Source organism: Rhizobium leguminosarum (assembly GCF_004123835.1).
Lineage (GTDB): Bacteria > Pseudomonadota > Alphaproteobacteria > Rhizobiales > Rhizobiaceae > Rhizobium > Rhizobium leguminosarum_M.
On record NZ_MZMU01000017.1, the window covers coordinates 19,246 to 41,446 of the forward strand.

23 protein-coding genes and 2 pseudogenes are annotated in these 22,201 nt (G+C 59.6%); 8 read left to right on the top strand and 17 right to left on the bottom strand.

The window, feature by feature from the left end; genetic code table 11:
* The first annotated feature begins 15 nt into the window (after positions 1-15).
* Positions 16-204: a hypothetical protein gene (locus B5P46_RS35080; protein WP_129421038.1), complete on the top strand. Its 189-nt coding sequence runs from the start codon at positions 16-18 to the stop codon at positions 202-204.
* An 88-nt stretch (positions 205-292) separates the two neighbouring features.
* On the opposite strand, the pseudogene B5P46_RS35085 reads toward B5P46_RS35080, so the two are convergent.
* Together B5P46_RS35085 and B5P46_RS24470 are read right to left on the bottom strand one after the other, a co-directional pair.
* A pseudogene (locus B5P46_RS35085) lies at positions 293-460 on the bottom strand (ribosome small subunit-dependent GTPase A); the annotation flags it as partial.
* 316 nt (positions 461-776) lie between these two features.
* Positions 777-2,321 carry a Fic family protein gene (locus B5P46_RS24470; protein ID WP_129421039.1) on the bottom strand — a complete coding sequence of 515 codons (1,545 nt, stop codon included), beginning with the start codon at positions 2,319-2,321 and terminating at the stop codon, positions 777-779.
* A 154-nt stretch (positions 2,322-2,475) separates the two neighbouring features.
* On the opposite strand from B5P46_RS24470, the pseudogene B5P46_RS24475 reads away from it, so the two are divergent.
* The 3 genes and pseudogenes from B5P46_RS24475 to B5P46_RS24485 form a co-directional block, all read left to right on the top strand.
* Positions 2,476-2,656 (top strand): annotated as a pseudogene (locus B5P46_RS24475) (LysR family transcriptional regulator); the annotation flags it as partial.
* A 66-nt stretch (positions 2,657-2,722) separates the two neighbouring features.
* Positions 2,723-2,977 carry a FitA-like ribbon-helix-helix domain-containing protein gene (locus B5P46_RS24480; protein ID WP_003550301.1) on the top strand — a complete coding sequence of 85 codons (255 nt, stop codon included), beginning with the start codon at positions 2,723-2,725 and terminating at the stop codon, positions 2,975-2,977.
* Positions 2,974-3,393, top strand: a complete 420-nt coding sequence (locus B5P46_RS24485; protein ID WP_129420994.1) for a type II toxin-antitoxin system VapC family toxin — start codon at positions 2,974-2,976, stop codon at positions 3,391-3,393. The genes B5P46_RS24480 and B5P46_RS24485 overlap by 4 nt, the downstream gene beginning before the upstream one ends.
* A 952-nt stretch (positions 3,394-4,345) precedes the next feature.
* Here B5P46_RS24485 and B5P46_RS35295 read toward each other — a convergent pair.
* The 13 genes from B5P46_RS35295 to B5P46_RS24545 form a co-directional block, all read right to left on the bottom strand.
* Positions 4,346-4,480: a hypothetical protein gene (locus tag B5P46_RS35295; protein WP_281023564.1), complete on the bottom strand. Its 135-nt coding sequence runs from the start codon at positions 4,478-4,480 to the stop codon at positions 4,346-4,348.
* Positions 4,477-4,851 carry a nucleotidyltransferase family protein gene (locus tag B5P46_RS35415; RefSeq protein ID WP_348639866.1) on the bottom strand — a complete coding sequence of 125 codons (375 nt, stop codon included), beginning with the start codon at positions 4,849-4,851 and terminating at the stop codon, positions 4,477-4,479. The genes B5P46_RS35295 and B5P46_RS35415 overlap by 4 nt, the downstream gene beginning before the upstream one ends.
* Before the next feature lie 51 nt (positions 4,852-4,902).
* Complete coding sequence (locus B5P46_RS24495) at positions 4,903-5,838, bottom strand: XdhC family protein (protein ID WP_129421041.1); 936 nt, start codon at positions 5,836-5,838, stop codon at positions 4,903-4,905.
* A 390-nt stretch (positions 5,839-6,228) separates the two neighbouring features.
* Positions 6,229-8,391: a xanthine dehydrogenase family protein molybdopterin-binding subunit gene (locus tag B5P46_RS24500; RefSeq protein WP_129420995.1), complete on the bottom strand. Its 2,163-nt coding sequence runs from the start codon at positions 8,389-8,391 to the stop codon at positions 6,229-6,231.
* A complete protein-coding gene (locus tag B5P46_RS24505; protein WP_129420996.1) occupies positions 8,388-9,392 on the bottom strand; it encodes an FAD binding domain-containing protein in 1,005 nt (334 codons plus the stop codon). The genes B5P46_RS24500 and B5P46_RS24505 overlap by 4 nt, the downstream gene beginning before the upstream one ends.
* Positions 9,392-10,066 carry a (2Fe-2S)-binding protein gene (locus B5P46_RS24510; RefSeq protein ID WP_164986544.1) on the bottom strand — a complete coding sequence of 225 codons (675 nt, stop codon included), beginning with the start codon at positions 10,064-10,066 and terminating at the stop codon, positions 9,392-9,394. Before B5P46_RS24510 ends, B5P46_RS24505 begins: the two co-directional genes overlap by 1 nt.
* Positions 10,067-10,319: 253 nt before the next feature.
* Complete coding sequence (locus B5P46_RS24515) at positions 10,320-11,309, bottom strand: AraC family transcriptional regulator (protein WP_129420997.1); 990 nt, start codon at positions 11,307-11,309, stop codon at positions 10,320-10,322.
* A 115-nt stretch (positions 11,310-11,424) separates the two neighbouring features.
* Complete coding sequence (locus tag B5P46_RS24520; protein ID WP_129420998.1) at positions 11,425-11,898, bottom strand: hypothetical protein; 474 nt, start codon at positions 11,896-11,898, stop codon at positions 11,425-11,427.
* Positions 11,889-12,362 (bottom strand): DUF6152 family protein, encoded by a 474-nt coding sequence (locus B5P46_RS24525; RefSeq protein ID WP_129420999.1) that lies wholly within the window; start codon positions 12,360-12,362, stop codon positions 11,889-11,891. The genes B5P46_RS24520 and B5P46_RS24525 overlap by 10 nt, the downstream gene beginning before the upstream one ends.
* Positions 12,363-12,504: 142 nt before the next feature.
* Entirely contained in the window at positions 12,505-13,260 is a 756-nt protein-coding gene (locus B5P46_RS24530) for an SDR family oxidoreductase (RefSeq protein ID WP_129421000.1), read from the bottom strand.
* Between the two features lie 55 nt (positions 13,261-13,315).
* Complete coding sequence (locus B5P46_RS24535; protein WP_129421001.1) at positions 13,316-14,200, bottom strand: NAD(P)H-binding protein; 885 nt, start codon at positions 14,198-14,200, stop codon at positions 13,316-13,318.
* A gap of 351 nt (positions 14,201-14,551) precedes the next feature.
* Positions 14,552-15,604, bottom strand: coding sequence for an aldo/keto reductase (locus B5P46_RS24540; RefSeq protein ID WP_206735397.1), 1,053 nt, complete (start codon positions 15,602-15,604; stop codon positions 14,552-14,554).
* Between the two features lie 232 nt (positions 15,605-15,836).
* Positions 15,837-16,349, bottom strand: coding sequence for a nuclear transport factor 2 family protein (locus tag B5P46_RS24545; protein ID WP_129421003.1), 513 nt, complete (start codon positions 16,347-16,349; stop codon positions 15,837-15,839).
* Between the two features lie 223 nt (positions 16,350-16,572).
* On the opposite strand from B5P46_RS24545, the gene B5P46_RS24550 reads away from it, so the two are divergent.
* Positions 16,573-17,496 (top strand): AraC family transcriptional regulator, encoded by a 924-nt coding sequence (locus tag B5P46_RS24550; RefSeq protein WP_129421004.1) that lies wholly within the window; start codon positions 16,573-16,575, stop codon positions 17,494-17,496.
* A 575-nt stretch (positions 17,497-18,071) separates the two neighbouring features.
* On the opposite strand, the gene B5P46_RS24560 is transcribed toward B5P46_RS24550, so the two are convergent.
* Complete coding sequence (locus B5P46_RS24560) at positions 18,072-18,533, bottom strand: PaaI family thioesterase (protein ID WP_129421005.1); 462 nt, start codon at positions 18,531-18,533, stop codon at positions 18,072-18,074.
* Positions 18,520-19,113, bottom strand: a complete 594-nt coding sequence (locus B5P46_RS24565) for a TetR/AcrR family transcriptional regulator (protein WP_129421043.1) — start codon at positions 19,111-19,113, stop codon at positions 18,520-18,522. Before B5P46_RS24565 ends, B5P46_RS24560 begins: the two co-directional genes overlap by 14 nt.
* 109 nt (positions 19,114-19,222) lie before the next feature.
* Here B5P46_RS24565 and B5P46_RS24570 point away from each other — a divergent pair, with 109 nt between their 5' ends.
* From B5P46_RS24570 to B5P46_RS24580, 3 genes are read left to right on the top strand one after another with little or no spacing between them, the layout of a single operon-like run.
* The gene (locus B5P46_RS24570) at positions 19,223-20,011 is read left to right on the top strand and encodes an SDR family NAD(P)-dependent oxidoreductase (RefSeq protein ID WP_129421006.1); all 789 of its coding nucleotides are present in this window, start codon (positions 19,223-19,225) and stop codon (positions 20,009-20,011) included.
* 55 nt (positions 20,012-20,066) lie between these two features.
* Positions 20,067-21,161 (top strand): alkene reductase, encoded by a 1,095-nt coding sequence (locus B5P46_RS24575; RefSeq protein WP_129421007.1) that lies wholly within the window; start codon positions 20,067-20,069, stop codon positions 21,159-21,161.
* Between the two features lie 17 nt (positions 21,162-21,178).
* Positions 21,179-22,177 carry an NADP-dependent oxidoreductase gene (locus B5P46_RS24580; RefSeq protein ID WP_129421008.1) on the top strand — a complete coding sequence of 333 codons (999 nt, stop codon included), beginning with the start codon at positions 21,179-21,181 and terminating at the stop codon, positions 22,175-22,177.
* The last annotated feature ends 24 nt before the right edge of the window (positions 22,178-22,201 follow it).

Consider the following 22,201-nt stretch of genomic DNA (forward strand, 5'->3'; position numbering starts at 1 on the left):
CTACCTTCTAGCGTGATGCTCCGCGCTCGGCATGACAACGCAGGCGTGATCACGATCGAGATAAAGAGGATGTCATTCCTCCTCATCGATGAGAGGCAAGGATTGCGACCGCGCCTCATGTCGCGGTTGTTCAAAGATATATCCCTCACAAGCGGGAGCGGCCGCTCGCAGGGTCTTCTTCTTGACCGCAATCCCAATCATTGAGCGCTGACGCTATCACCACAGCCCAGCCAATTCAGGTGGGCGGATCGTGGCTGACGCCGATGAGCACCGTCGCAAACGTTCAACACTTTCAATATTTCTTCTTGCGAACGATCTTGTTGCCGCGGGGTCCGCTCACGACCGGTGTTCGGTCGCGGTTTTCGGCAAGCAAGCTCCGCCAGCGTTCCAGGCGATCGGCGCCCAGGGCACCGCTTGCGACAGCTGCCTGGACCGCGCACCCAGGTTCATGGGCATGGGTGGCCTTGATCCGGATCAGCCGGTGCGATGCGACCGAGCTTGATCGGTAACTCCCCGAAGACGCCGCCGTCTGTTTGAGGATTCATCCTCAAAAAGGAAGTCAAACGGAATTCCGGCTGCTGAGACAATCGCCCAAAGGACTCGATACTCGGATTTACCTTGCCGGCTTCAGCCGTGACACGATCGGATTGGCCAGATTGGCTTTAACTGCAAGCGCGCAGGGGGCTCGTTGAAGCTCCATTCAGGCGAAGAGCGTCACCTCTGACGCAGTTGACGAGAGCGACTAGATCTATTGAACAAAGACGCGAAAGCGGTGGTCAGGCCCGGTCTCGCTCGAATGCGTCGGCATAGAGCGCCTCGATCCTTTCGACCTCGGCGTCGTCCAGCGCAGCAAACTCCTTCGTGCGTGCTCTCTGCGACAGCCGGCCGTCGTTCTGGACGAGGAACTTGTGTAGCAGTTCGGCTTGAGCCGTTGGCATGTCGATGATCTGCTGGATGCCTTCGGAAAACGTATCGAACGCCTGCAGGAAGCGAACCTCTTGCGGTAGATCGTGTTCGACCGTCTGTTCGACGCAGGCATAGAGGAAGGTCGCATGCGCCGTGGCATCGAAATAGCGGTAGAAAGCGGCCGTGTCTTTTAGCACCTCCACATTGCCCGAGACGGTCGGACGCCATTCGATAAACGGAAGGAGCGGCGCCGACCAGGACTCCAATACCGCTCTGTACCGGTCGACGTTGCGCAGGATCACCGCGCTGACTGGAAACACGAGACCGGGAGGACTGTAGGAAGCGGTGGCAAGCGCATGGTGGATAAGCCAGCGATGCAGCCGGCCGTTACCGTCCACGTAAGGGTGAATGTAGACGAAGCCGAATGCAAGACATGCCGCTGCTACTACTGGGTCCATCGCGCCCCGCGCGGCGCGGTCAGAGAATGCGATCAGGCCGCCCACCAGGCTTTCCAGATCCTCATGCCGCGCGCTGATGTGATCGGGGATGGGCATGTTGGTGTCTCGGTCATGTACGCCGATGAAACCGCCTTCGTCCCGAAGGCCGAGAGGCACGAAGCGGGCGTCTCCGATGACGATGCGCTGAAGGCGATCGAGTTCGTCGAGGCTGAGCGGACTCACGCCCGCTTGCGCGATGGCCTGGCCCCAGCGCGCTGCCCTTTGGCCTGATGGTCGCTCTCCTTCGATGGCGAAGGAGGACTTAGAATCGTTGAGCAGAATAAAAGCGGCGGCTCGCGCTACTAGATCGGGACGGACGCGACCCATCGCCTCGCGTGCCCGTTCGCCGAGCGCCTTTTGCGAGAACGCGACGAGATCCGGCGTCCGGCGAACCAGGGGGCAGAATGCCGGCGTGCCCGGCAGATTGTTCGAGACCTTGTGCCGCGGAGATGGATCGCCTTCAGCCAGTGAATATTGCTGATCCGGGTTGAGGATCGTCACCATCCGCACCTTCCCGGGATCGGGAATATCGAGCTGCCGATCGGTCAGCCACTCGTACAGGAACCAGAGGCGTCGCGCGAAAGCGCCAGTTGGCGTCGCCCGGATGATAGCCTCGATCTCGTCAGTCTCAATGATCTGGAACAGAGCCGATAACACCTGGAGATCGACGCCTTCGTATCTGAAGGCGAAAACCAGATGAGAGCCAAGCTCGGGCTGTGGACGATACCGGGGCGTCAGCATCAACCAGGCCTCGGTTGATGTCGGATGATGCCGCTCGGCTATAGCGGCCATCCGTATAGGCGGCGGCAAGATCAGATCGTAGCGTGCCATGATCGCGGCATAGCCAGCCGGTTCACCGCGCTCAGGCAGCGGCCGTCCGTGAAGATCCCTCACACTCTGCGTAGGCCATTCACGCATCAACGTCTCCGCGAAACTGGATCACTTGGTCTAGGGCCCAACTGTGAAAATCCTTCACAACTTGCGCAAAACTATCACCTCTTCTTCATTTTGTGAACATTAATCACCAGGCCCAAGAGCAAGTCGGTGGTCGATGAGCCAAGACTTTCAACCGGAGACCTTCTACGGCCGCTGCGTCGGGGATCTTGAGCGAGGTCGATCTTAGTGCCGAGATCACACGGGCGGTGGCCGGCAAGACCATCCGGCAGATCAGGATCGGCACCGTCTATCGGGCCACAACCGGCGTGCTGCCGGCGTTCCTTTCAAAGATCGCCCGCAAGCCGCGTATCAATATCCTTGACGCTTGATATCATTGTACATATGTTGATGTCAGCGACATCGTTTTTGTTAGGTTGACATCAATGCCGGCGGTCACCATTCGCAATCTGTCTGATGAAACACATCGCGCCCTACGGGTGCGAGCAGCTCATCATGGCCGAAGCACAGAGGCCGAAATCCGTGACATTATCGAGGCCGCCGTTCGCCCGTCTGAACGCGTGAAGCTCGGCTCTTTACTTGCGGCCATCGGTCGTGACGCTGAGCTCTCCAATAGCGACGTTGAAGCCTTGCAGCAAAATCGCGATAAGGCGCCTGCTGAACCCATGACTTTCGAATGATCCTGTTGGACACCAACGTGATATCGGAGCCGTGGAAACCGGTTCCTGATGGAGCAGTGGTCGCTTGGTTGGACGCCCAAGCCATCGAAACTCTCTTCGTTTCCGCAATAACAATTGCAGAACTTCGTTTTGGGATCGCTGCCATGCCCTCAGGCAAACGGCAAACTATCCTTCGCGATCGCCTGGAGGACGAAGTGCTTCCGCATTTTGCCGAACGCATCCTGCCTTTCGGTCTTGCCGCCAGCCAATTCTACTCGGAACTGATGGCGCGCGCTCGAGTATCCGGGAAAGCGATCAGCAAGGCGGATGGATATATTGCAGCCACCGCCGTAGCGAACGGCCTTGCCGTCGCAACTCGCGACACAGGCCCTTTTGAGGCCGCTGGGTTGAAAGTGATTAACCCCTGGCTCCCATGAACATCATGTGGTTTTAGGTACCGTTGGGCGAAGAAGCCGGGGCAGCTCATCGACATCGCAGGCGAGCACGGCGTCTTCCACATCAAGGCCGACGGCTACCGGCGGCTGATCCGCCGGACAAGCACCAGCGCTGACATCGACGAATTATTGCGAGTGAGTCGGACTTCGGTCCGATGGTAGACAGCAATCTCTCTGCTAATTTCCGTTCCGCTGAGACTGCAAAACTCAGCGCGAAAAGGGTGTCTGCCCCTGATCCGGAGCACGCTTTTCAAACTCATTTTCGGCAATGCCCCCTTGACCCTCGGCACCGATGGTACGCGGGCGGCCAACCTCCCGGGGTATAGGTAATTTCTCGGAGCAGCTTGCGTGGTGTAGCCCATGAAAAAGCCCCGCCACGTGGCGGGGCTGAGTTCGCATGCAGGAAAAGTGGATCATGAAGAAGGGGTCGCGAGATATCGCGTTCTTCGTATCCGCCCATAATCAGATCACGCAACAATAAGTTCCGGTGTCTGATCGATTTTTTTAGTAAACAACATACATTAAGCGCTCATGACAGGCGTAGGCTAAATTAAAAGGCGAATCTATACGGTGTCGTCTGACAATAAACGAGTGTGGCGAACACTTCAGGCCAGACGTGGTCCTGTGGCGGAGCCATCATAACTGGAAGCAATTTGGGGTAGCTTCTGTGGAGAGGCTTGGGACCGGATATTACTTGGGCGCAAAGGACCGTAAAGTCGTAGACCGCTCGCGCGGTTTGATGAATATTCTTTAAGAGGGGAAAGCGGGCAAGTTGACGTTGCAAGCGCGGGAATTCCGAGTCACTCTTCAACCCAGAGGCAAGGGCGAGGCCCTTGATGGGGATCAAGACAATGCCGCGCCGCCGCCGCGGTTCTTCCAAAGCGTCCAAGCTTGGCGGACCACCGACGGACGTTTGACGGGTCCTCTGAAACCGTCATACTGCTAAGCCGGATGCGGCCGGCTGGCTGTTGACGTTCGGATCTTCTCTGAAGACGCCTGCGGTCACGTCATAGACGCCGTCCGAAAACTGGACGAATTCGATGTCGATCAGCTTGCTTTGTGCATTCAAATAAAGGTTGCTGGTGACGCCATTTTTGCTGTCCACCGGGCCTTCTCAGCGCTTTCGACGCGGAGCGAACTTGCCATGCCCGTTTCAAAATCCGGATTGTAAACGACAGTTAGGTCGAGGCCGCACAGTGCGCTGGTGATTTCGCGGTGGCGATGTCCTGTGACAGCCACCACGGGGGCTGCACTGACGCTCAGTGCAACAGCTGCGAGCCGCCGGACAAGAGGCATGCCGTCGAATTCCGCCAGCAGCTTGTGCGCGTGTCCATCACCCATTCGGCTTGCCGTGCCGGCTGCCAGAAGCATGATGGCGATTGAGCTCTTCGTAACACCGTCTGAAACAGAGGACCGATCGGCTCGCCTTATATCCGTCAACGCCTCCTCCCTTTTCAACCTAAAAACACCGCGCGACCCAATTTGGCAAGGCTACGGCCCAAACGCCATCAGGCGTGAAGCAGCCACATCCGCCAGGACCGACAATGCCAGTGAGGATGCATCTCGCGCCGGGCCAAACATTCCGATCGGCGCCTTGATGCGATCGATATCGCTGTCCGCATAGCCCCGCTGTTTGAGGTGCTGGACCCTCTTTTGATGGGTGCGTGTGCTCCCCAGTGCGCCGATATAAAATCCCGGCAACTGCAGAGCGGCATTGAGGATCGCCTCTTCCTGATCGAGATCGTGGTGCAGAAGAACGATGGCCGTATGCAGATCAATCTCCGGACAAAACTCTGTCCCGCTTGCGCCCCGGCGCAGATGAACGACCTCATATCCCGCCACTTCCGCCAGGCGGCCAACCGTCTCTGCCTCAAGCGTTTGCCCGGAGAGCACAAGCCTGGTGCGGGGGCGGTAGAGCGTCAGAAACGCGTCATCCCTCCAACCGGACCGTTTCGGCGGCGTTGACGATGACAGACTTTGCCGCGCAGGCACGTAGGCCAAGGCGGCGGGCTGGCGGGCGTTTAGGCTATTGAGGATTTGCGAGATCGCGGCGGTGTCACGCAGCAGGTGAATTGCCACCGACAGACCGCCGCCGCAGGGCAGAACGATGTCAATCAGGGTGGAGCCCTCGCCAAACAAGACCAGCCGATCCTCTCCTGCCGCCATTGCAAGCAGCGCTTCAGCGGCGACCGCGGCTTCGACGCAGCCGCCGGAAACGTAGCCGCAGAAGCGCCCGTCGGCAGCCACGGCCACATGCGACCCGAGCGGCCGGGCGGCGCCGCCGCGAATGGAGACCAGCGTGGCTAAGGCCACAGCCATGCCCGCCTCGTGGCATTTGAAAGCGAAAGCCAGAATTTCGGCGGGATCATCGGTCAACAGCGACCGGACCGGTGTTGGAAACAGAAGAGGCGCCGGGAGCATCTGCATCATATGTCCATTCGAGTGGAGTCGCCTGCTGCGATCAGGTGGGCTTTGTAAATCGGTCGAGCTGGAAGCACTGTGACCGAACGGACAGACCATCGGCTCGGCGACCGGTGTTCGGTGGCGTTCGGAGCGAAAAGCAGCCGACTTCTCATAGGCGAGCTTGCGAAGGCGCATGATATTGCCCAGCGGCCGATGGTCGGCTACTCCGTTCCAGGGCGAAAAATGCATGCCATCGTCCACTATTTCGGAGCGTTCGCTGGTTCAGGCAACCTGCAGGCCGGCGGTGATTGTCGCAACCGTGAGGAAAGGGCTGTCTTCCTCGCTCCAGGCATCGATGCCCTCGACCGGCATGGTCTTCAGGTCCGTGCACAGCTGAACGCGCGCCGCTGGGCCTCATAGCAGGTGCTCGATACGGATGGGCAGCTCGCGCAGGCGCTTGCCTGTGGCATGGAAGACGGCGTTGGCGATCGCCGCGGAGGCGCCGACCATAGCGACTTCCCCAAGACCTTTCAGGCCGACCGAATTGGCCAGCAGGTCCGGCTTGTCGACGAAACCGACATCGATCTCCCCGATATCCGCATTGACGGCGACAACGTAGTCGGCAAGGTCGTTGTTCAGATAGCCGCCGAAGCGCGGGTCGATCTCGGTCGCCTCGCGCAAGGCGGCGCTGAACGCCCAGACCACACCGCCGCGAATCTGGCTTTCCGCTGTGCGGGGGCTGATCACGCGGCCGCAATCTGCAATGCTGACGACTCGCGGCATGCGGATGCGCCGGGTTCGCGGTTCTATCCGAACTTCCACGAAATGGGCGATATAGCTCATCGTGGTAAAATCTGGATATTCGGGGCCAGCTACCACGAACCCGCCCTGCCGCAGCGCCGCTATGGCATCGGCATTCTGGCCCGGACCGACTTCGGACACCTCGACCTGAAGGAACGGCCGCCGGACGGAAGCAAGCTGCTGGTGAAGATTGCCCGCGATCTGACGGCCCTCGAGCAGTTCTGCAACCGCTGCACGCATACGCTCGACAGCTTTGGCCGTTGCGGGAATTGCGCCTGCCGTTCCCCATGATCCAGCGGTCATATGCTGAGGTGCCGCAGTCGTGTCGCCGATGACCACTTCGAGTTTGTCGGTGCTGATATCGAGACCTTCGACAAGGATAGCGGCGATCGCTGTGCGAATTCCCTGTCCCATCTCGTGACCCGAGGTCGCAAAGCGCGTGCTTCCATTGGCATTGATCCGCAACGTTGCGATCGCCGGCGGCATCATCGACGGATAGCAGCCGGCGGCGACCCCCCAACCGATCTGCGTGCCGTCGTCTGCCTTCATCGATCCGGGCATTGCTGAACGCCTTTCCCAGCCGAACCGCCTGGCACCTTCGATCAGACACTCGTTCAGGAAACGCGAGGATAACGGATTTCCCGTCTTGTGATCGATCTGCGTATCATTCTCTATCCGGAAGGCGACGGGATCGCGGCCGAGTTTGTGGGCCAGTTCATCGACGGCACTTTCGAACGCGAAACACGAAGCCTGAGGATGCGGCGCACGCATGTAGCCTGGCGCCTGGCGGTCGATCCGTATGTTCGCCGCCGTACCCCGGTAATTCTCGATACCGTACATGCGGATCGGCGATTCGTGATATTCGGCGGGCGAGAAAAATCCCGTCCGCGACTGCTCGTGTTCGGCATGATAGTTCGCTGCGATCATCTTGCCATTGACGTCAACACCGATCTGGACCTTGTGGCGGCTGTTCGGGCGATAAGTTGCGACGTGGAAAATCTGCCCCCGTGGCGATACCAGTTTCACCGGTCGGCCGGTCAGGATGGCGGCTTGAGCAACGAGTGCCGTCTGCCGTTGTGCCAGTCCCTTCTGGCCGAATCCACCCCCGATATAGGCACTTTTCACATCGACGATTGCCGGATCGAGGCGCAAAGCGGCCGCGACCGACCCCTTTGTGACATTCACGCCCTGTGAACATTCATAGATAGTCAACCGGCCATCCGCCCATACTGCGGTAGTCGTTAGCAGTTCGATTGGATTGTGATGCTGCGTCGGAGACTCGTAGGACGCCTCGATAGTGGTGACCGCGCCGGCCATAGCCTGTTCCGCGTTGCCCGCAACCCAGTCCTCGACCGGCTCGCGCTTACTGCCCTCGCTATCGATCACGGATGAAAATGGCGCGTCGGCGAAGCGTTGTCGGATCGCCTCGGCGCCTTGGACTGCAGCTTCAAGTGTTTCGGCAAGCACAAGGGCGATGGGCTGTCCGCGATAGGCAATCTCCATTTCGAGTGTCGGCGGGGGCGGTGGTGGCCCGTCTTCACCGGTCGGTTCAGGGGGTGGCGGGAAATCGGCCGGTGTCAGAATACGCACCACACCCGGCACCTGCATCGCCGCGTCGGTGACAATCGCGGTCATGCGGCCTTTTGCGACGCGCGATGGCACTGTCATCGCGTAAAGCATGCGCGGAAACTGTATGTCTGCAGCATATTGGGTTACGCCACGCACTTTGTCATAGGCGTCGACGCGGGCGCGATCGTTGAACGGGGCAGCGGTCATGTGCGGTTCCTTTCAGAAGCAATGAGGAGCGCGTCACCAATGGTGCGCGCGCCGAGTTCGGCCTTGAAACCGTTGTGACGACCGGGGCGGGCGTCGTTGAAGGCTGCATGGCCCGCTGCAAGCGCGATATCAGGGGTGAGCCGTTTGCCGATGAGGACCTGTTCGGCGTCAAGGGCCCGCCATGGACGGGTCGCCACACCGCCCAGCGCAATGCGCGCCTTTGTAACGACGTCACCGTCCGTTTCGAGTGCAACGGCTGCGGAGGCAAGCGCAAAAGCATAGGACTCGCGATCGCGGATCTTGTGATAGGTCGAGCGAAGGCCGGCCGGACTCTTGGGCACGACGATCGCCGTGATCATCTCGCCGGGCTCCAACGTGAATTCCAGATGCGGCGTGTTGCCCGGCAGCCTGTAGAGATCCCCGACCGGCAAGGTGCGAGAGCCCTGCGGTCCCAGAACCTCAATCGAAGCGTCCATGGCGAGCAACGCAACCGGCCAGTCCCCCGGCGAGACCGCCGTGCAGGATCCGCTGGCGCCCAGAATGGCCTGACCGCGATCGAGCCCGCCGATTGCGGCACAGCCGCTGCCAGGTTGGCGCTTGTTGCACGGGTAGACGCCGTTCGCCCCGTTTCGGAAATACATGCAGCGGGTTTTCTGCAACAGGTTTCCGCCGACGGTTGCCATGTTGCGGATCTGCTGCGACGCGGCCTTCAGCAAGGCTTCGGCGAGCACCGGGTAATCCCGCGCAACAACGCTGTCGGCAGCGACCGCGCTCATGAGGGCCAGCGTCTCGAAACGCAGGTGCTCACCGCTTGAGTCGATGCCGTTCAGACCTTCGATCGCGGTAATATCGATCAGATGACCGGGATGTTCGACATCCAGTTTCATCAAGTCGTAAAGCGTTGTGCCTCCGGCGATGAAGCGCGCGCCTCTGCCTGCATTGGCAAACGTCGCGACCGCTTCTTGTGCCGAACGGGGGCTTGTGTAGCTGAACGGTTGCATCAGCCTCTCCCCATCTTGGCCGCGGCATCCTCGATCGCCGCAACGATTCCGACGTAAGCGCCACATCGACAGATATTGCCGCTCATGAACTCCTGAATCCGCTCTCGCGAAGTCGCGTTGCCTTCCGCCACGCAGGCGACCGCGGCCATGATCTGGCCCGGCGTGCAGTAACCGCATTGGAGCGCGTCGTGATCGATGAATGCCTGCTGCATGGGATGCAGGCCTTCGCTGCCAGACAAACCCTCGATCGTTAGCACGTGCCGGCCTTCCATCTTGGCGGCCAGCGTCATGCACGATGCGACGCGACGCCCGTCCACATGCACGGTGCAGGCGCCGCATTGCGCATGATCGCAGCCCTTCTTAGCTCCAGTCAGCGCAAGCCGCTCGCGAAGCAGATCGAGAAGCGATGTCCGCGCATCGATCAAAACCGCGACCGGCTGGCCGTTGACAGTGGTCTGAAGCTGAAGCGAATGCGCGGGGTCACCAGGCAATGGCTCGATTTGAATCTCAGCTATTTCGGAACCTTGACCGAAACCGCTGGCAGGAAGGGACCCGGCGACGACCGCGGCTCCAACCCCGAGCACGGTTCGACGGGAGACCGCAAAAGGTTCATTGTGACCAGCGCAATTGTCGGCGGAGCTGGTCTCGACCGGCGGGTTCTTGCGCGCGCTCATGCCAAGTACCCCTTTTGTCCGGCACACTCAGCGTCCAGGTCGGGGGAGGCGCGTGTGCGCGCATCCGGTCGAGCGATGCCAATATGCATTTGAAACGAGATGCCTGTCACTTGGACGGCTACATTGATGGCGTTCATGGCGGGCTCCTTTGAGGATCGTCATTGTCCAGCAGCCAACAATACCAACCGCAGAAGCGATACGCACGATAGAGGAAGTCTTTAGTCCCGAACCGATCGTCCAGCTATGCCGCTGTCTATTGGCTTTCGCCTTGCTCGAATTCGTGAGACTTTTTTGCCAACAGCCAGCGGCGATACTCTGCCGGCGGCCGCCCCGCCCAGCGCTTGAAGGCCTTGCTGAACGAGACTTCCGACCTGTAGCCGACGGAGGCGGCCAGCGCTGGAAGTGCGATCTTGCCATCCGCCAGGATCCCCGCCGCCTGATACATTCGCCAATGCGTTAGATATTCGAGCGGTGCTTGCCCGACGACGTCGTGAAACCGCCTTGCGAAACGCGAGCGGGACATACCGATGTCGCGCGCCAGCGTCGCCACAGACCAGGGTTGCTCCGGCGCACGATGCATGAGCGCCAGTGCAGGCGCTATTTCGCTGTCCGTTATACCGCGCAGCCACCCTCTTGGCAGCTCACCGGCAGACGTCAGGTAGCTGCGGACGACCTGAATGAAGAGAATGTCGGCAAGCCTGGCGCTGACGCTTTCTGCACCAGGAAGGCCGGAGAGGAGTTCGGAATCCAGAAGAGTGGTCAGCGTCGCCACCGTGCTGGCTGTGGGCGTCTGCGACGCGACGCGCAGAAGGAAGACCGATGGCAAAGCCGCCAGAAGTGGATTGCGCCTGCGGTCGCCGAAATCGAAAACGCCGGATATCAATGTGGTGGTCGGGCTGCCCGAGCCGATCCGCAGATCCACGGCCTTAAATCGCGTACCCGGCGTCCAAGGCGACATACCCAAGCTCGTCGAAACTTCATGAAAGGGGATGGTCTCCGCTTCGGGGTGGGACACAAGGCGATGGGCTTCACCCCGGGGCAGAACGACGATGTCACCCGGCTCAAGCAGGATGGGTTCCTCCAAATTGTCTTTGAGAAGCGACGCACGTCCCGTCAGCAGCAGATGGAACGGCGCTCCACCCAGCGCGTCCTTTGCGAAACCCCAATCGCCCGACAGCGTCATGCGACAGAACACCGTGCTGTGCAGACGCAGCCCCTCAAGGACTTCGTCGATCAGGATCATCTCTACCGCCCTTTCGAATTGGCACCGTCAGTCATCACGGGAACCGCCAACCTGCTTAGGGAGTGAAAATACCACAGGCAACACACCGAAAAGAGGGTGCTGCCGAAATCGCCGCTCAAATGAATGCGATCCAACGCCCAGCCAGCACGGCTCCCGTCCATAAAAACACGGAGATCGCTCCGGCGATCCGGCCATACGGTCGCCCGCCGCTGTCGGCAATGCCAGGGGTAATCGACTTCAGGCGCAAAACCAGGGCATTGACGCCAGCCAGAAACACGATGCTCAGCTTGATCAGAAAGGCGCGATTTTCGGCATAGTCCGTGATGCGAATGGATGCGAGAAGCGCGCCCGAGATGGCGGCGAGCAAAAATCCGAATACGGCAAACCGGACCAGCGATTGCAGCACGGGATCGAATTGTGGTCCGAGAACGCGCAGCAGACGAAGATCGACAGGTATGATCGAGCCGAAGAGCAGGGCTATGCCCAGCAGATGAAGAGTGGATATCATCGGATAAATCACTGTCGCCGTCGAGATGAAGCGAACAGCGGGAACGCCCTCGATCCAAAGAAGAAGCTCCGCTAATTGCATCCGTCCACCCTCCGGTGAAGACCGCCGACATAAGAGACGACATCACCGTCGGCGAGCCGGATCCATGAACTCCGCAACTGATTTGGCGCCAGGCAATTGCGTAGCGCAACGATCAGCACCCGATCTCCGACACGAACGCGGTCTGCGAGATCGTAGAATGTGCGAACCGGCGACAACTCGACCTCGCGATCCTGACCGATGTCCTCGGGACGCACCACGAACTCCCCTCGGAATTCGTCGGGGCGATCAAGATTGCCGGGAGGGATATCGGTTTGCTCGACACGAACCGTCACGATCGGGTGGGGTGGTGCGAAAGTCGTCCGCGTGACCATTCCACCGATAACGATGGGAGTGCTCATATCGTACTGGCCGGTAACACCGTGATGGGCAAGGACTCCTCCGCCCGATAGAGCGAGGACAAGCAATGCGGATGAGAGGATGAAACGACGGGACGGGTTTTTCATGGAACGCACTCTTCCTTCTGACGGACGGATTGGCAGGCGGTAGATTTGAAAAAACTGACGGTCGGCACCGATTATTTGAGAGATTTCCAGGCGACCGATCTATGTGGCAAGTCCACAATTCTGTCTCAACGCATCCTAACACTCACCGATTGTTGTTGGCCTCGAATATCCGCTCATAATCCCCACCTCGCTCGGCCCATCGAAGTGTCTTGACCCGCGCGACGAGAACTTCCCCGCGCGGCTGATCCGGGGTGCCGAGGAGTTGAATGACTTCTTCGATGTAATCCGCGAGCGGCATTGCGTGGGGGTCTGTCAACTGGCGCGAGCCGGCGAGTTCGGTTTGCACGTAAGGCGGAGCGAGCTCAAGGACTTCCACCGATGTTTCGCGAAGCTGGAAGCGTAAAGATTGCAGCCAGGAATGAAGAAAGGCCTTGCTGGCACAATAGGTCGGGAAAGGTGCGAAGGGAACGAAGGCCAGACCCGACGTGGTGGTGATGATCGTCGATTGCTGCTGGCGTTTCAGGACGGGCAGCAAGGCTGCGGTGAGACTGAGAACGCTGAGGATGTTCGTCTGAATGATCGTGAGCGACACCGATATGTCCGACGCATCGCTGCCAAGATTCTCAGCCCTGGAGATGCCGGCATTGTTGATCAGCACGTTGAGGTTCGGGAAAGCTTTTCGGATCTCGGCCGCGAAGGCGTCTATGGCAGCCGGATCCTGAACATCCAGCGGCAGACCGCGCATGCCGGGATTGGCGGTGACGATTTCATCGATGAGCGCCTGGCGACGCCCGACAATGATGACCTGGTTGCCCAACCGATGGAAGGCCTCGGCCAGCGCGCGGCCGATGCCGCTGGTGCCGCCTGTAATCAGGATCCTGTTGCCGGTCAAAAGCATGGCGCTTTCTCCTCTGGGAAAAATCGTATGTTGAGATGAAGGGCTGATCTTTGGGTCAGCCGAGGACAGCAGGCTTCAACTCGTCTTCGCACCACTCGCGAAAACTGGTCGGACTGGTATTTTCCGGCGTCCGCGGCTCGCCATTGTCGAGACCGTTGTTCTTGGCGAACGCCATGTCAGTCATGCCCTGCGCCATTGCATCTGACATGCCGAAGCCGACAAAACGGGCCTTGTACGCCTCGAAAGGGATTTGCTGGAAGCGCACGGGTTTGCCCAGGACCTCCGTCATGATCTGCGCCATGTCGTTAAAGGAAAGATCCTCGGGGCCGAGCACCGAGAGATGGCCCTGCCCCGTCCAGGAGCAATCGAGGAGCAGTCTGGCAGCGGCAGCGGCAATGTCGCGGGAGGCGCAGGCCGGCAACTTTCGGTCGCCGGCGATGGGCGAGAAGAACATCCCCTGGTTCTTGATGGTCTCGACCTGGCGGGCAAGGTTGTCCATGAATGAGGGCATCGTCAGTGCCCTGTAGTTCACACCCGTGTCAGCAATCAGATCGTCCATTTCTAATGAAGCCGTGACGAATCCGGCGTCCTTGGCCAATGGCGTTCCGCGACCAAGCGCGGAGATCCCGACGACCCGCCGCACGCGATGTCTCCTGATCGCCTCGCAGGCCGGTCGGGTGAAGTCCACGTAGGCCGCTTCGACGCTCTCTGCGTGAGGATCCGGAGGCAGGAGCCAGAACACCGCATCAGCGCCCTCGAAAGCCCGGTTCACAACATCGAGGTCGCCGTGCGATCCCTGGACGACTTCGATTTTCGCGCGAATGTCTGCGGGGATGCGCGAAGGATCACGCGCGATGACGCGGACAGGCTCACTAGCGCCGACTAATTTCTCGAGCACCTGGCTACCGATGTCACCGGTGGGAGCGGTAATGACGATCATTGCAATCTCCGTTTATCCGCCCCATGGCGGAAGCACGATCACGATACGTCAAGGGGTCGATACTATGTATGCTTGAACGTCCGTTTTTCCCTACTGATCGTCCACTACAAAGCTCCCACGAAAACTTAGAAGCTCGGCGGTCGAAGTACTGCCAAACGCGCGGCCGATAGCAAGTCCGCGGGGTCTGGCTGGCGGAATACGAAAACGTCGGTGTTCTGCGAACCGAAATCCTTCGGAGAAGCAGCTCCGCCACTTGGGTCCGACCATGGTGACGAGAGCTATACATGTGTGGTATTGTGTTTTTTCCGCGCCCGGATCCCTGAGCGCGGCGTGGAGTTTTACGAGGGGAAGTCAAGCCGGAACGGGTGCCTCAGGCAGAATGATTTGCTCGTTGCGCAGTTCGTCCCAAAAAGCCTTCGGTATGCCGACCTTCATCGACTGGATATTGGCCCCGACCTGTCCAGGAGCGCGTGCGCCGGGCACGATCGCGGAAACGATCGAAGGCGCAGCCGCGAACTGAAGTGCCGCGGTGCGGATATCAATGCCGTGTCTATCGGCGACCGCGGCCAGACGAGCCCTTTTTTCGACAGCGCCGGCCGGCAGCTTGTCACTGAAATGGTAACGATTTCGTCCGCCAAGAAACCCGTCGTTCAGCGGTGTGCCCAAAGTTACGGTAATACCCTTCTGGGCAAGTGCCGGAAACGTAGTCTTCAGAGCCTCTTCGTGGTCAATGATGCTGTATTGGCAGGCAAGCAGGACGATATCAGGCGTTGGGGCGTCATCGGTTGCCGCCTTTACTGCAGCGTCCGGACGATTGATCCCGAACCCCCATGCCTTGATCAAACCCTCATCGCGCATCCGCTCCAGTTCGACCATCGCGCCGGTGCGGGCGATCTCATAGGCGCGGGTCCATGGTTGCGGCAGTTCCGTATTTTCCGGACCCAGATCGTGGATATAAACGATGTCGATGCTGGCGAGGCCGAGGCGCTGCAGACTATCTTCCACAGACCGGCGCACGCCCTCGGCCGTATAGGCATACTCATAGGAGAAGTTCAGCTTCTCAGCCCAAAGAGTCGGCGCAAGGGGCTGTCGGCTCGGGTGGAAAACACGGCCAACTTTGGTCGAAACCAGAAACGCATCGCGCGGCTTATCCCGCAGGAATGCGCCCAGTCGATGCTCCGAAAGGCCGTGGCCATAAAAGGGGGATGTGTCGAAATGGCGGACGCCACCGTCCCAGGCTGCCTGCAGGGTTGCCTGAGCTTGAGCGTCGCTGATGGGAGCGAATATGTTGCCGATCTGGGTTCCGCCCATTCCGAAGCGGAACCGCGGGCGATACCGTATTCCATCGGCGGCAGGGCCGTTAAGCGGGAGGGTCGTACCCGTGATCTCACCGCGGGTCGCCATGACGGTACCCTGTACCGTTTGCGCTTCAAATGATGGGCTCTGCGCGCTTGCAAGATAGGGCGCAACCATCGTGGCAGCTGCGCTGCCAGCCGCCACGGCGAGAAATTTCCGACGTTCCATGAAAGTATCCTGGTGATTATCTGAAGGTAAAAGCGTTGCGCCGCGCGGCTGGCGGCATAGGCTGTGTTAGCGATCAAGATGGTCCCGGCGGGGATTCTCGGACCTGTGCTGATCAGCGTAGATCAGGCGCTTCGTTGAGCAAGGCTGGATCCCAATGCTCGGTCGCCTTGCCGTCTTTAATGCGCCACATGTCGAACCACGTCGTGCTGTAGGTCTTGGACGGATCTTTCGGATCCTTTTCGGTCCGCGCATATGTCACGACCACCAGATCGCCCTCTGCAACCACGTCGGCAATCTTCATGCTAATTTTCGCGGGAATGGGCTTGGGTTGCACCTTGAGCACTTCGGTGAAGTACTGAACGACCGGCTTTAGTCCGCTTTGAGCATTCGGGTTGTGTTGGATATAGTCGTCGGCGATATACTGGCTGGCCTTGTCCCAATGGCCAGCTTCCAGAAGCTCGAGAATGATCTTGTAGACCACCTGTTTGTTGGCATTCAGATTCGGGTCAGGGCTGGTGAACAGCACTTCCGGATTGTCCGATATGACGACGGCTTCCTGAGCGCACGCTGTGGATGGAGCTATTGCAGCCAGCGAGAGAGCCGCTGCGAGGATAATGTTTTTCAATCTTTTCTCCGTGACGAATTGACCGTCTCTTGCTCGACTTCGGGTCACGCTTCCGCCTCTCAATTTTTAGATGCGAAACCAAAACCACTGGAGATAAGAATAGGAGTTGCTTTCATCCGACGTGATCTTGATTCGACTGATTTTTTGCACAATCCTGTCGATACCTGATCGCCGGATCTTTCTTCGCGATCACATTTTGCGGAGTTGAACGAGAGGTGCCGAAATGAAACAGTTTCAGGCAACCGATGAGCGCTGGACATCATCACAGACTGCGCTTCTCGGATTGGCTTTGGTGGTACAAAGCGTTTGCGCCAGTGAAAACGCGAATCCAAGCAGACTTTCCGGGTTGAAGTTTTTTAAGCTTTCACAGCCGGACGAACCAAGCAGATGTTTTTACGAACCTTGCATCGCGATCATTCTCAGCGGTGCGAAGCGCGTCATGTTCGATCAGGATGACATGCTCTTTCAGCCTGGTGACTTCTTCGTCACCTCCATCGATGTTCCGACCTCAGCGCATGTGATCGAAGCTTCAGCAGCCAAGCCTTATGTTTCTCTGGTCATGCGGATCGATCTGCACAGGCTTCACGACGTAGCAAAAAAGATGGGACTTTCGGAGCCGGATGCTTCGGTCGACCCTGTCGGCATCGCACGAGGCCGAGCGTCCGCGGAATTGCTGGATGCATTCTCTCGCCTGGTCGATCTAACCCTCAAGCCCGACAATATTCCATTGCTGGCGGACATCATCCAGTCCGAGATCTACGTGCGCCTGCTTCAAAGCGAGGCTGGAAACTGGCTAACGCGTATGGCGAGCGAAGGATACAGGACCACGGGTGTTGTTCGCGCTCTCGAATGGTTGAAGAGCAACTATATGAAGCCGCTGCGGATAGAAGAGCTTGCAGCGCTGGCCGCGATGGCAAGCTCGACCTTTCACCATAATTTTCGACGTCTCACCGGGACGAGTCCGCTTCAATACCAAAAAAGCCTGCGTCTTTATGCAGCCCGAAATCTCATGCTGACAGAGCGGGTCGATGCCAATACCGCAGCGGTCAGGGTGGGATACGAAAGTGTACCCCAGTTCAGCCGCGAGTATTCTCGCATGTTTGGCGCGCCTCCGCGTCGTGACGTTCAAACAGCAAGGCAGCGATGAACGAAGTAATAGATTGCCGTTTTTATTTCGGCAACAGCAGATCCTATCAACCCATTCACGGTTGACGAAAACACACGATTTTCGTTAAGCGCGTTGCAGGGCAAGGCCGCAATCGTTTGCAGCAAAGGGCCGGCAATTAAGGTTGGCCCCGCTACCCCCTACCAGATTGTCGCCGGCATCATCAGACAAGATTGGCAAAAGCTGCAGCTGGTATGCTGCCATGCGCCAAACCAAGACGGTGGACGATCGTCTCGAGCCGTTGAGTGCGGCGGCCATAGCGAGCCAGACCATCTTTGTCGAACTGTTCGCAGAAGATGCGCCGCCCGCAGGGAACCGCATCGCACCAGAACCGACGCGACACGACCGTCAAGTCTACTCGCCGACCGCTGACGGGCAGGTCAGCGGGCCGACGCAGATATCGGCTTTGAACGTCGGCCCCGTTTCCCGCACACGGGGCTCGCGGGCTCGTCGCGAAAGACTTCTCTATATGAATTCGTGATGAGATGATTTGTCTCTGTATGCGGTTGGCGATCCGAGATGAAACTGCAATCCTCCGCAAGCGCAATGGGCCTGCGTCAAGATGATCGCGGCTCGATCGGGAACACAAGCAGTGTCGAGGTTGCGGACGCACAGAGCCGGCCCTCCGAGTCGACCAGCCGCGCTTCGGAGAAGGCAACACGTCGACCAAGTGAGACAATCTTTCCTTCAGCCCGGACCTGCCCGCTACTCTCACTCAAGGCGCGATGATACGCCACTTTCAATTCGAGCGTCGTATAGCCCTGGCCTGCCGGGAGACTCGAATGCACGGCGCAGCCGCAGGCGCTGTCGAGTAGTGTCGCAGCATAACCACCATGTACTGAGCCGATTGGATTGAAGACCTTGTGAGATGGCGTTCCTTCGAACACCACGCGCCCGCGCTCAAGCTCGACAAGAGCGAACTCCAGCGTCTCACCAATCGGCGGCTGAATACCGGCCCGCATGAGGGCCTCTAACTGGTCGTGACCGTCGAGACCATGGTTGCTTTCAAGGATGTTCATGCCGCGCGGCCTTTCTGCGCAGGGTCGGGCGCGTTGGGCGTCTTTTTTCGTCGATCCACGCCCGCGTCCCGGACAAGAGCTCTTCCGACAGGGTGGGATCATCAATCGAACGGGCGAGGATGAGCGCACCAACCATTGCAGACCAGCTGCCGATGGCAGCTGTACGGCGTTTGACAGGATCAACACCCGGGATCATCTCGGTAAGAGTGGCAATCTGCGTGGCGAGAACCTGCGCCATCGAAGCGCGTGCCTCTGGAGCCTGTTGCCGCATGAAACCCGCGAGAGCGGCCATGGGGCAGCCCAGATCCGGATGGTCACGATGGGGCGTAGAAAGATAGGTCTCGATCCAGTCGCTGATACCCTCTGTCGCTGATTGGCTGCCGACGGCATGGAGAATGGTTTGGGCGACCAGATCATCTTTCGACCGGAAATGTCCGTAAAAGCCGCCGTGGGTCAGCCCCGCGGCTTGCATTACTTCTGCGACGCTGACGGCATCAAAACCCTTCTGCCGGAAGAGGCGTCCTGCCTCCGACAGGATGCGGCCACGGTTCTTCGCCTTCTGCTCCGGGCTCACTTTCATTTGCGTTGTTCTCCGAGCAATGTTGACATTTTGATGATAGCCAACATATTTAGATTCATTGATGACAATCATCATGAATATAGTTTCTATGCCGCGAAAGGGCAATACCATGACCGCCAAACCATCCGTCCTCATTACCGGCGCCTCTACCGGTATCGGCGCAGGCTACTCCGAGCGCTTCGCGCAGCGCGGCCACGACCTGGTACTCGTCGCGCGAAATACAGCGCGTATGGAGACCCTGGCCGAACGCCTGCGGGCTGAGACTGGCGTTGCAATCGACATCATTGCCGCCGACCTCGCCAATCCAGCAGAGCGCGCTGTGGTCGAAACACGGCTCAGCGACGATGCGCGGATCGGGATCCTCGTCAACAACGCCGGGACCACCCTGGCAGGGACCTTCGTGGAGCAGACGACGGACGACATCGAGCGGCTGGTGACGCTCAACACGACCGCTCTGGTGCGCCTTGCGCACGCCATCGCTCCGCGTCTTGCGCAAGCTGGGGAAGGCTCGATCATCAATATCGGCTCGGTAGTCGGCCTAGCGCCGGAATTCGGTATGGCCGTTTATGGCGCGACCAAGGCCTTCGCGCTTCACCTGTCGCAGGCCCTTAACCTGCAGCTCGGACCGCTTGGAGTTTATGTCCAGGCGGTGTTGCCCGCCACCACCCGAACCGAAATCTGGGACCATACCGGGATCGATGTCGATACACTGCAGGTGGTGATGGAAGTGAACGATCTGGTGGATGCCGCGCTTTCTGGCTTCGACCGGCGCGAGGCGGTTACCATACCGCCGCTGCACGATGTGGGCCAATGGGACGCATTCGAGGCGGCGCGTCAGGCCATGATCCCGGGTTTTGGACAATCCCGGCCGGCCGCTCGCTATCTCGCGGACGCCTGAGCCCGCTTCCAACCTCCGAGATGAATCTAGATCAAAAAAACGAAAGACACCGACAATGACAGATAAAGACCTGTTCAGCCCCTACGACCTTGGCGGCCTTACGCTGGCCAACCGCATTGTCATGGCGCCGCTGACGCGCAACCGCGCCGACGCGGGCCTCGTGCCCAGCCAGTTGGCGGCGGACTATTATGCCCAGCGCGCGAGCGCAGGACTCATCATCACCGAGGCAACGCAGGTCTCGCAGCAAGCCCAAGGCTACCAGAATACGCCCGGCCTCTACACGCCGGAGCAGATCGCGGGCTGGCGCAAGGTGACGGACGGGGTTCATGCCAAGGGCGGGCGCATCTTCGTCCAGCTCTGGCACGTCGGCCGCGTCAGCCATGTCGACCTTCACGGTGGTGAAACTCCGGTTGCGCCGTCAGCAATCCGCGCCGAGACCAAGACCTTCGTGAACAATGGTTTTGCTGATGTATCCGAGCCGCGTGCGCTGGCGCCCGGCGAAATCCCGACCATCGTCGAGGATTTCCGCAAAGCTGCCGCCAATGCGATCGAGGCCGGCTTCGACGGCGTCGAGGTGCATGGCGCGAACGGCTATCTGCTCGACCAGTTCCTGCGCGAAACCGCAAACGTCCGCACCGACGCCTATGGCGGTTCGATCGAGAACCGCGCCCGGCTGCTGGTCGAAGTGACAGCCGCCGTGGCGAACGAGATCGGCGCGCATCGCACAGGTGTCCGCCTCTCGCCGGTGTCGCCGGCCAGCGGCATCGTGCCGGCGAGTGACGAGCAGCCGCAATTCAACCACGTCGTCCAAGCGCTCGACGGACTGGGCATCGCCTATATCCACGTGGTGGAGGGCGCCACCGGCGGCCCTCGCGATGCGACGCCATTCGATTTCGACGCGCTGCGGCAGCGCTTCCGCAAAACCTACATCGCCAACAACGGTTATGACCTTGAGCTGGCGAATTTGCGCCTCAGCCAGGGCAAGGCCGATCTGATCGCCTTCGGCCACCACTTCATCGCCAATCCCGATCTGGTCGAGCGCCTGCAAAGCGGCGCTCCGCTTGCCCAGATGAATTCAGCGACAATCTATGGCGGCGGCGGGGAAGGCTACACTGACTATCCCACCGCTCGCGTATCCACTGACGCCTGATCGGGAGGAGCAGCATCATGAAGGCCTTCATCCTCGACCGCTACGGAAAAAAACAGGCGCTGCGTTACGGCGACATGCCCGATCCTGTGCCCGGACCCGACGACGTGGTGGTCGAGGTTGAGGCAGCCGGTCTCAACCAGCTCGACTCCAAGATCCGCGACGGCGCATTCAAGCCGATCCTCCCCTACAAGCCGCCGCTTGTGCTCGGCCATGACCTGGCCGGCTGCGTCATAAAGACCGGTGCAAACGTACGGCGTTTCAAAGTCGGTGACGCGGTCTACGCACGTCCCCGTGACGGGCAGATCGGCGCCTTTGCCGAGCGCATAGCGGTCAAAGAGGGCGACCTGGCGGTCAAGCCCGCTAATCTATCGATGGCGGAAGCCGCGTCGATCCCGCTGGTTGGCCTAACGGCCTGGCAAGCGTTGGTGGAGCGCGCGCAGATCAAGCCGGGACAGAAAGTGCTGATCCATGCCGGGTCGGGTGGGGTCGGCACGTTCGCGATCCAGCTCGCCAAACATCTCGGCGCGATCGTTGCGACGACGGCGAGCGCCGCCAATGCCGCGATGCTGAAGGAACTGGGAGCGGATGTCGTCATCGACTATCGCAGTCAGAAGTTCGAGGAAGAACTGTCGAACTACGATGTCGTCCTCAACAGCCTCGACGCAACAACGCTGGAAAAATCTCTGAAGGTCCTCAAGCCCGGCGGCAAGCTGATCTCGATCTCCGGTCCGCCCGATCCTGCCTTCGCACGCGCCAAGGGCCTCAATGCAGTGCTTCGGCTGGTGCTGCGCCTCTTAAGTTCGGCCATCCGTCGCAAGGCGAAGCGCGCGGGCGCCGACTATTCATTTTTGTTCATGTGCGCCGACGGAAGCCAGCTCGAGCAGATCACGAAACTCATCGAAGACGGCACGATCCATCCAGTCGTGGATCGTACGTTCGCGTTCGAGAAGCTGAACGAAGCCTTCGCCTACATCGACACCGGTCGCGCCAAGGGAAAGGTCGTCACGCTCAAGTGACGCGATATCTCGAAACAAGGATCG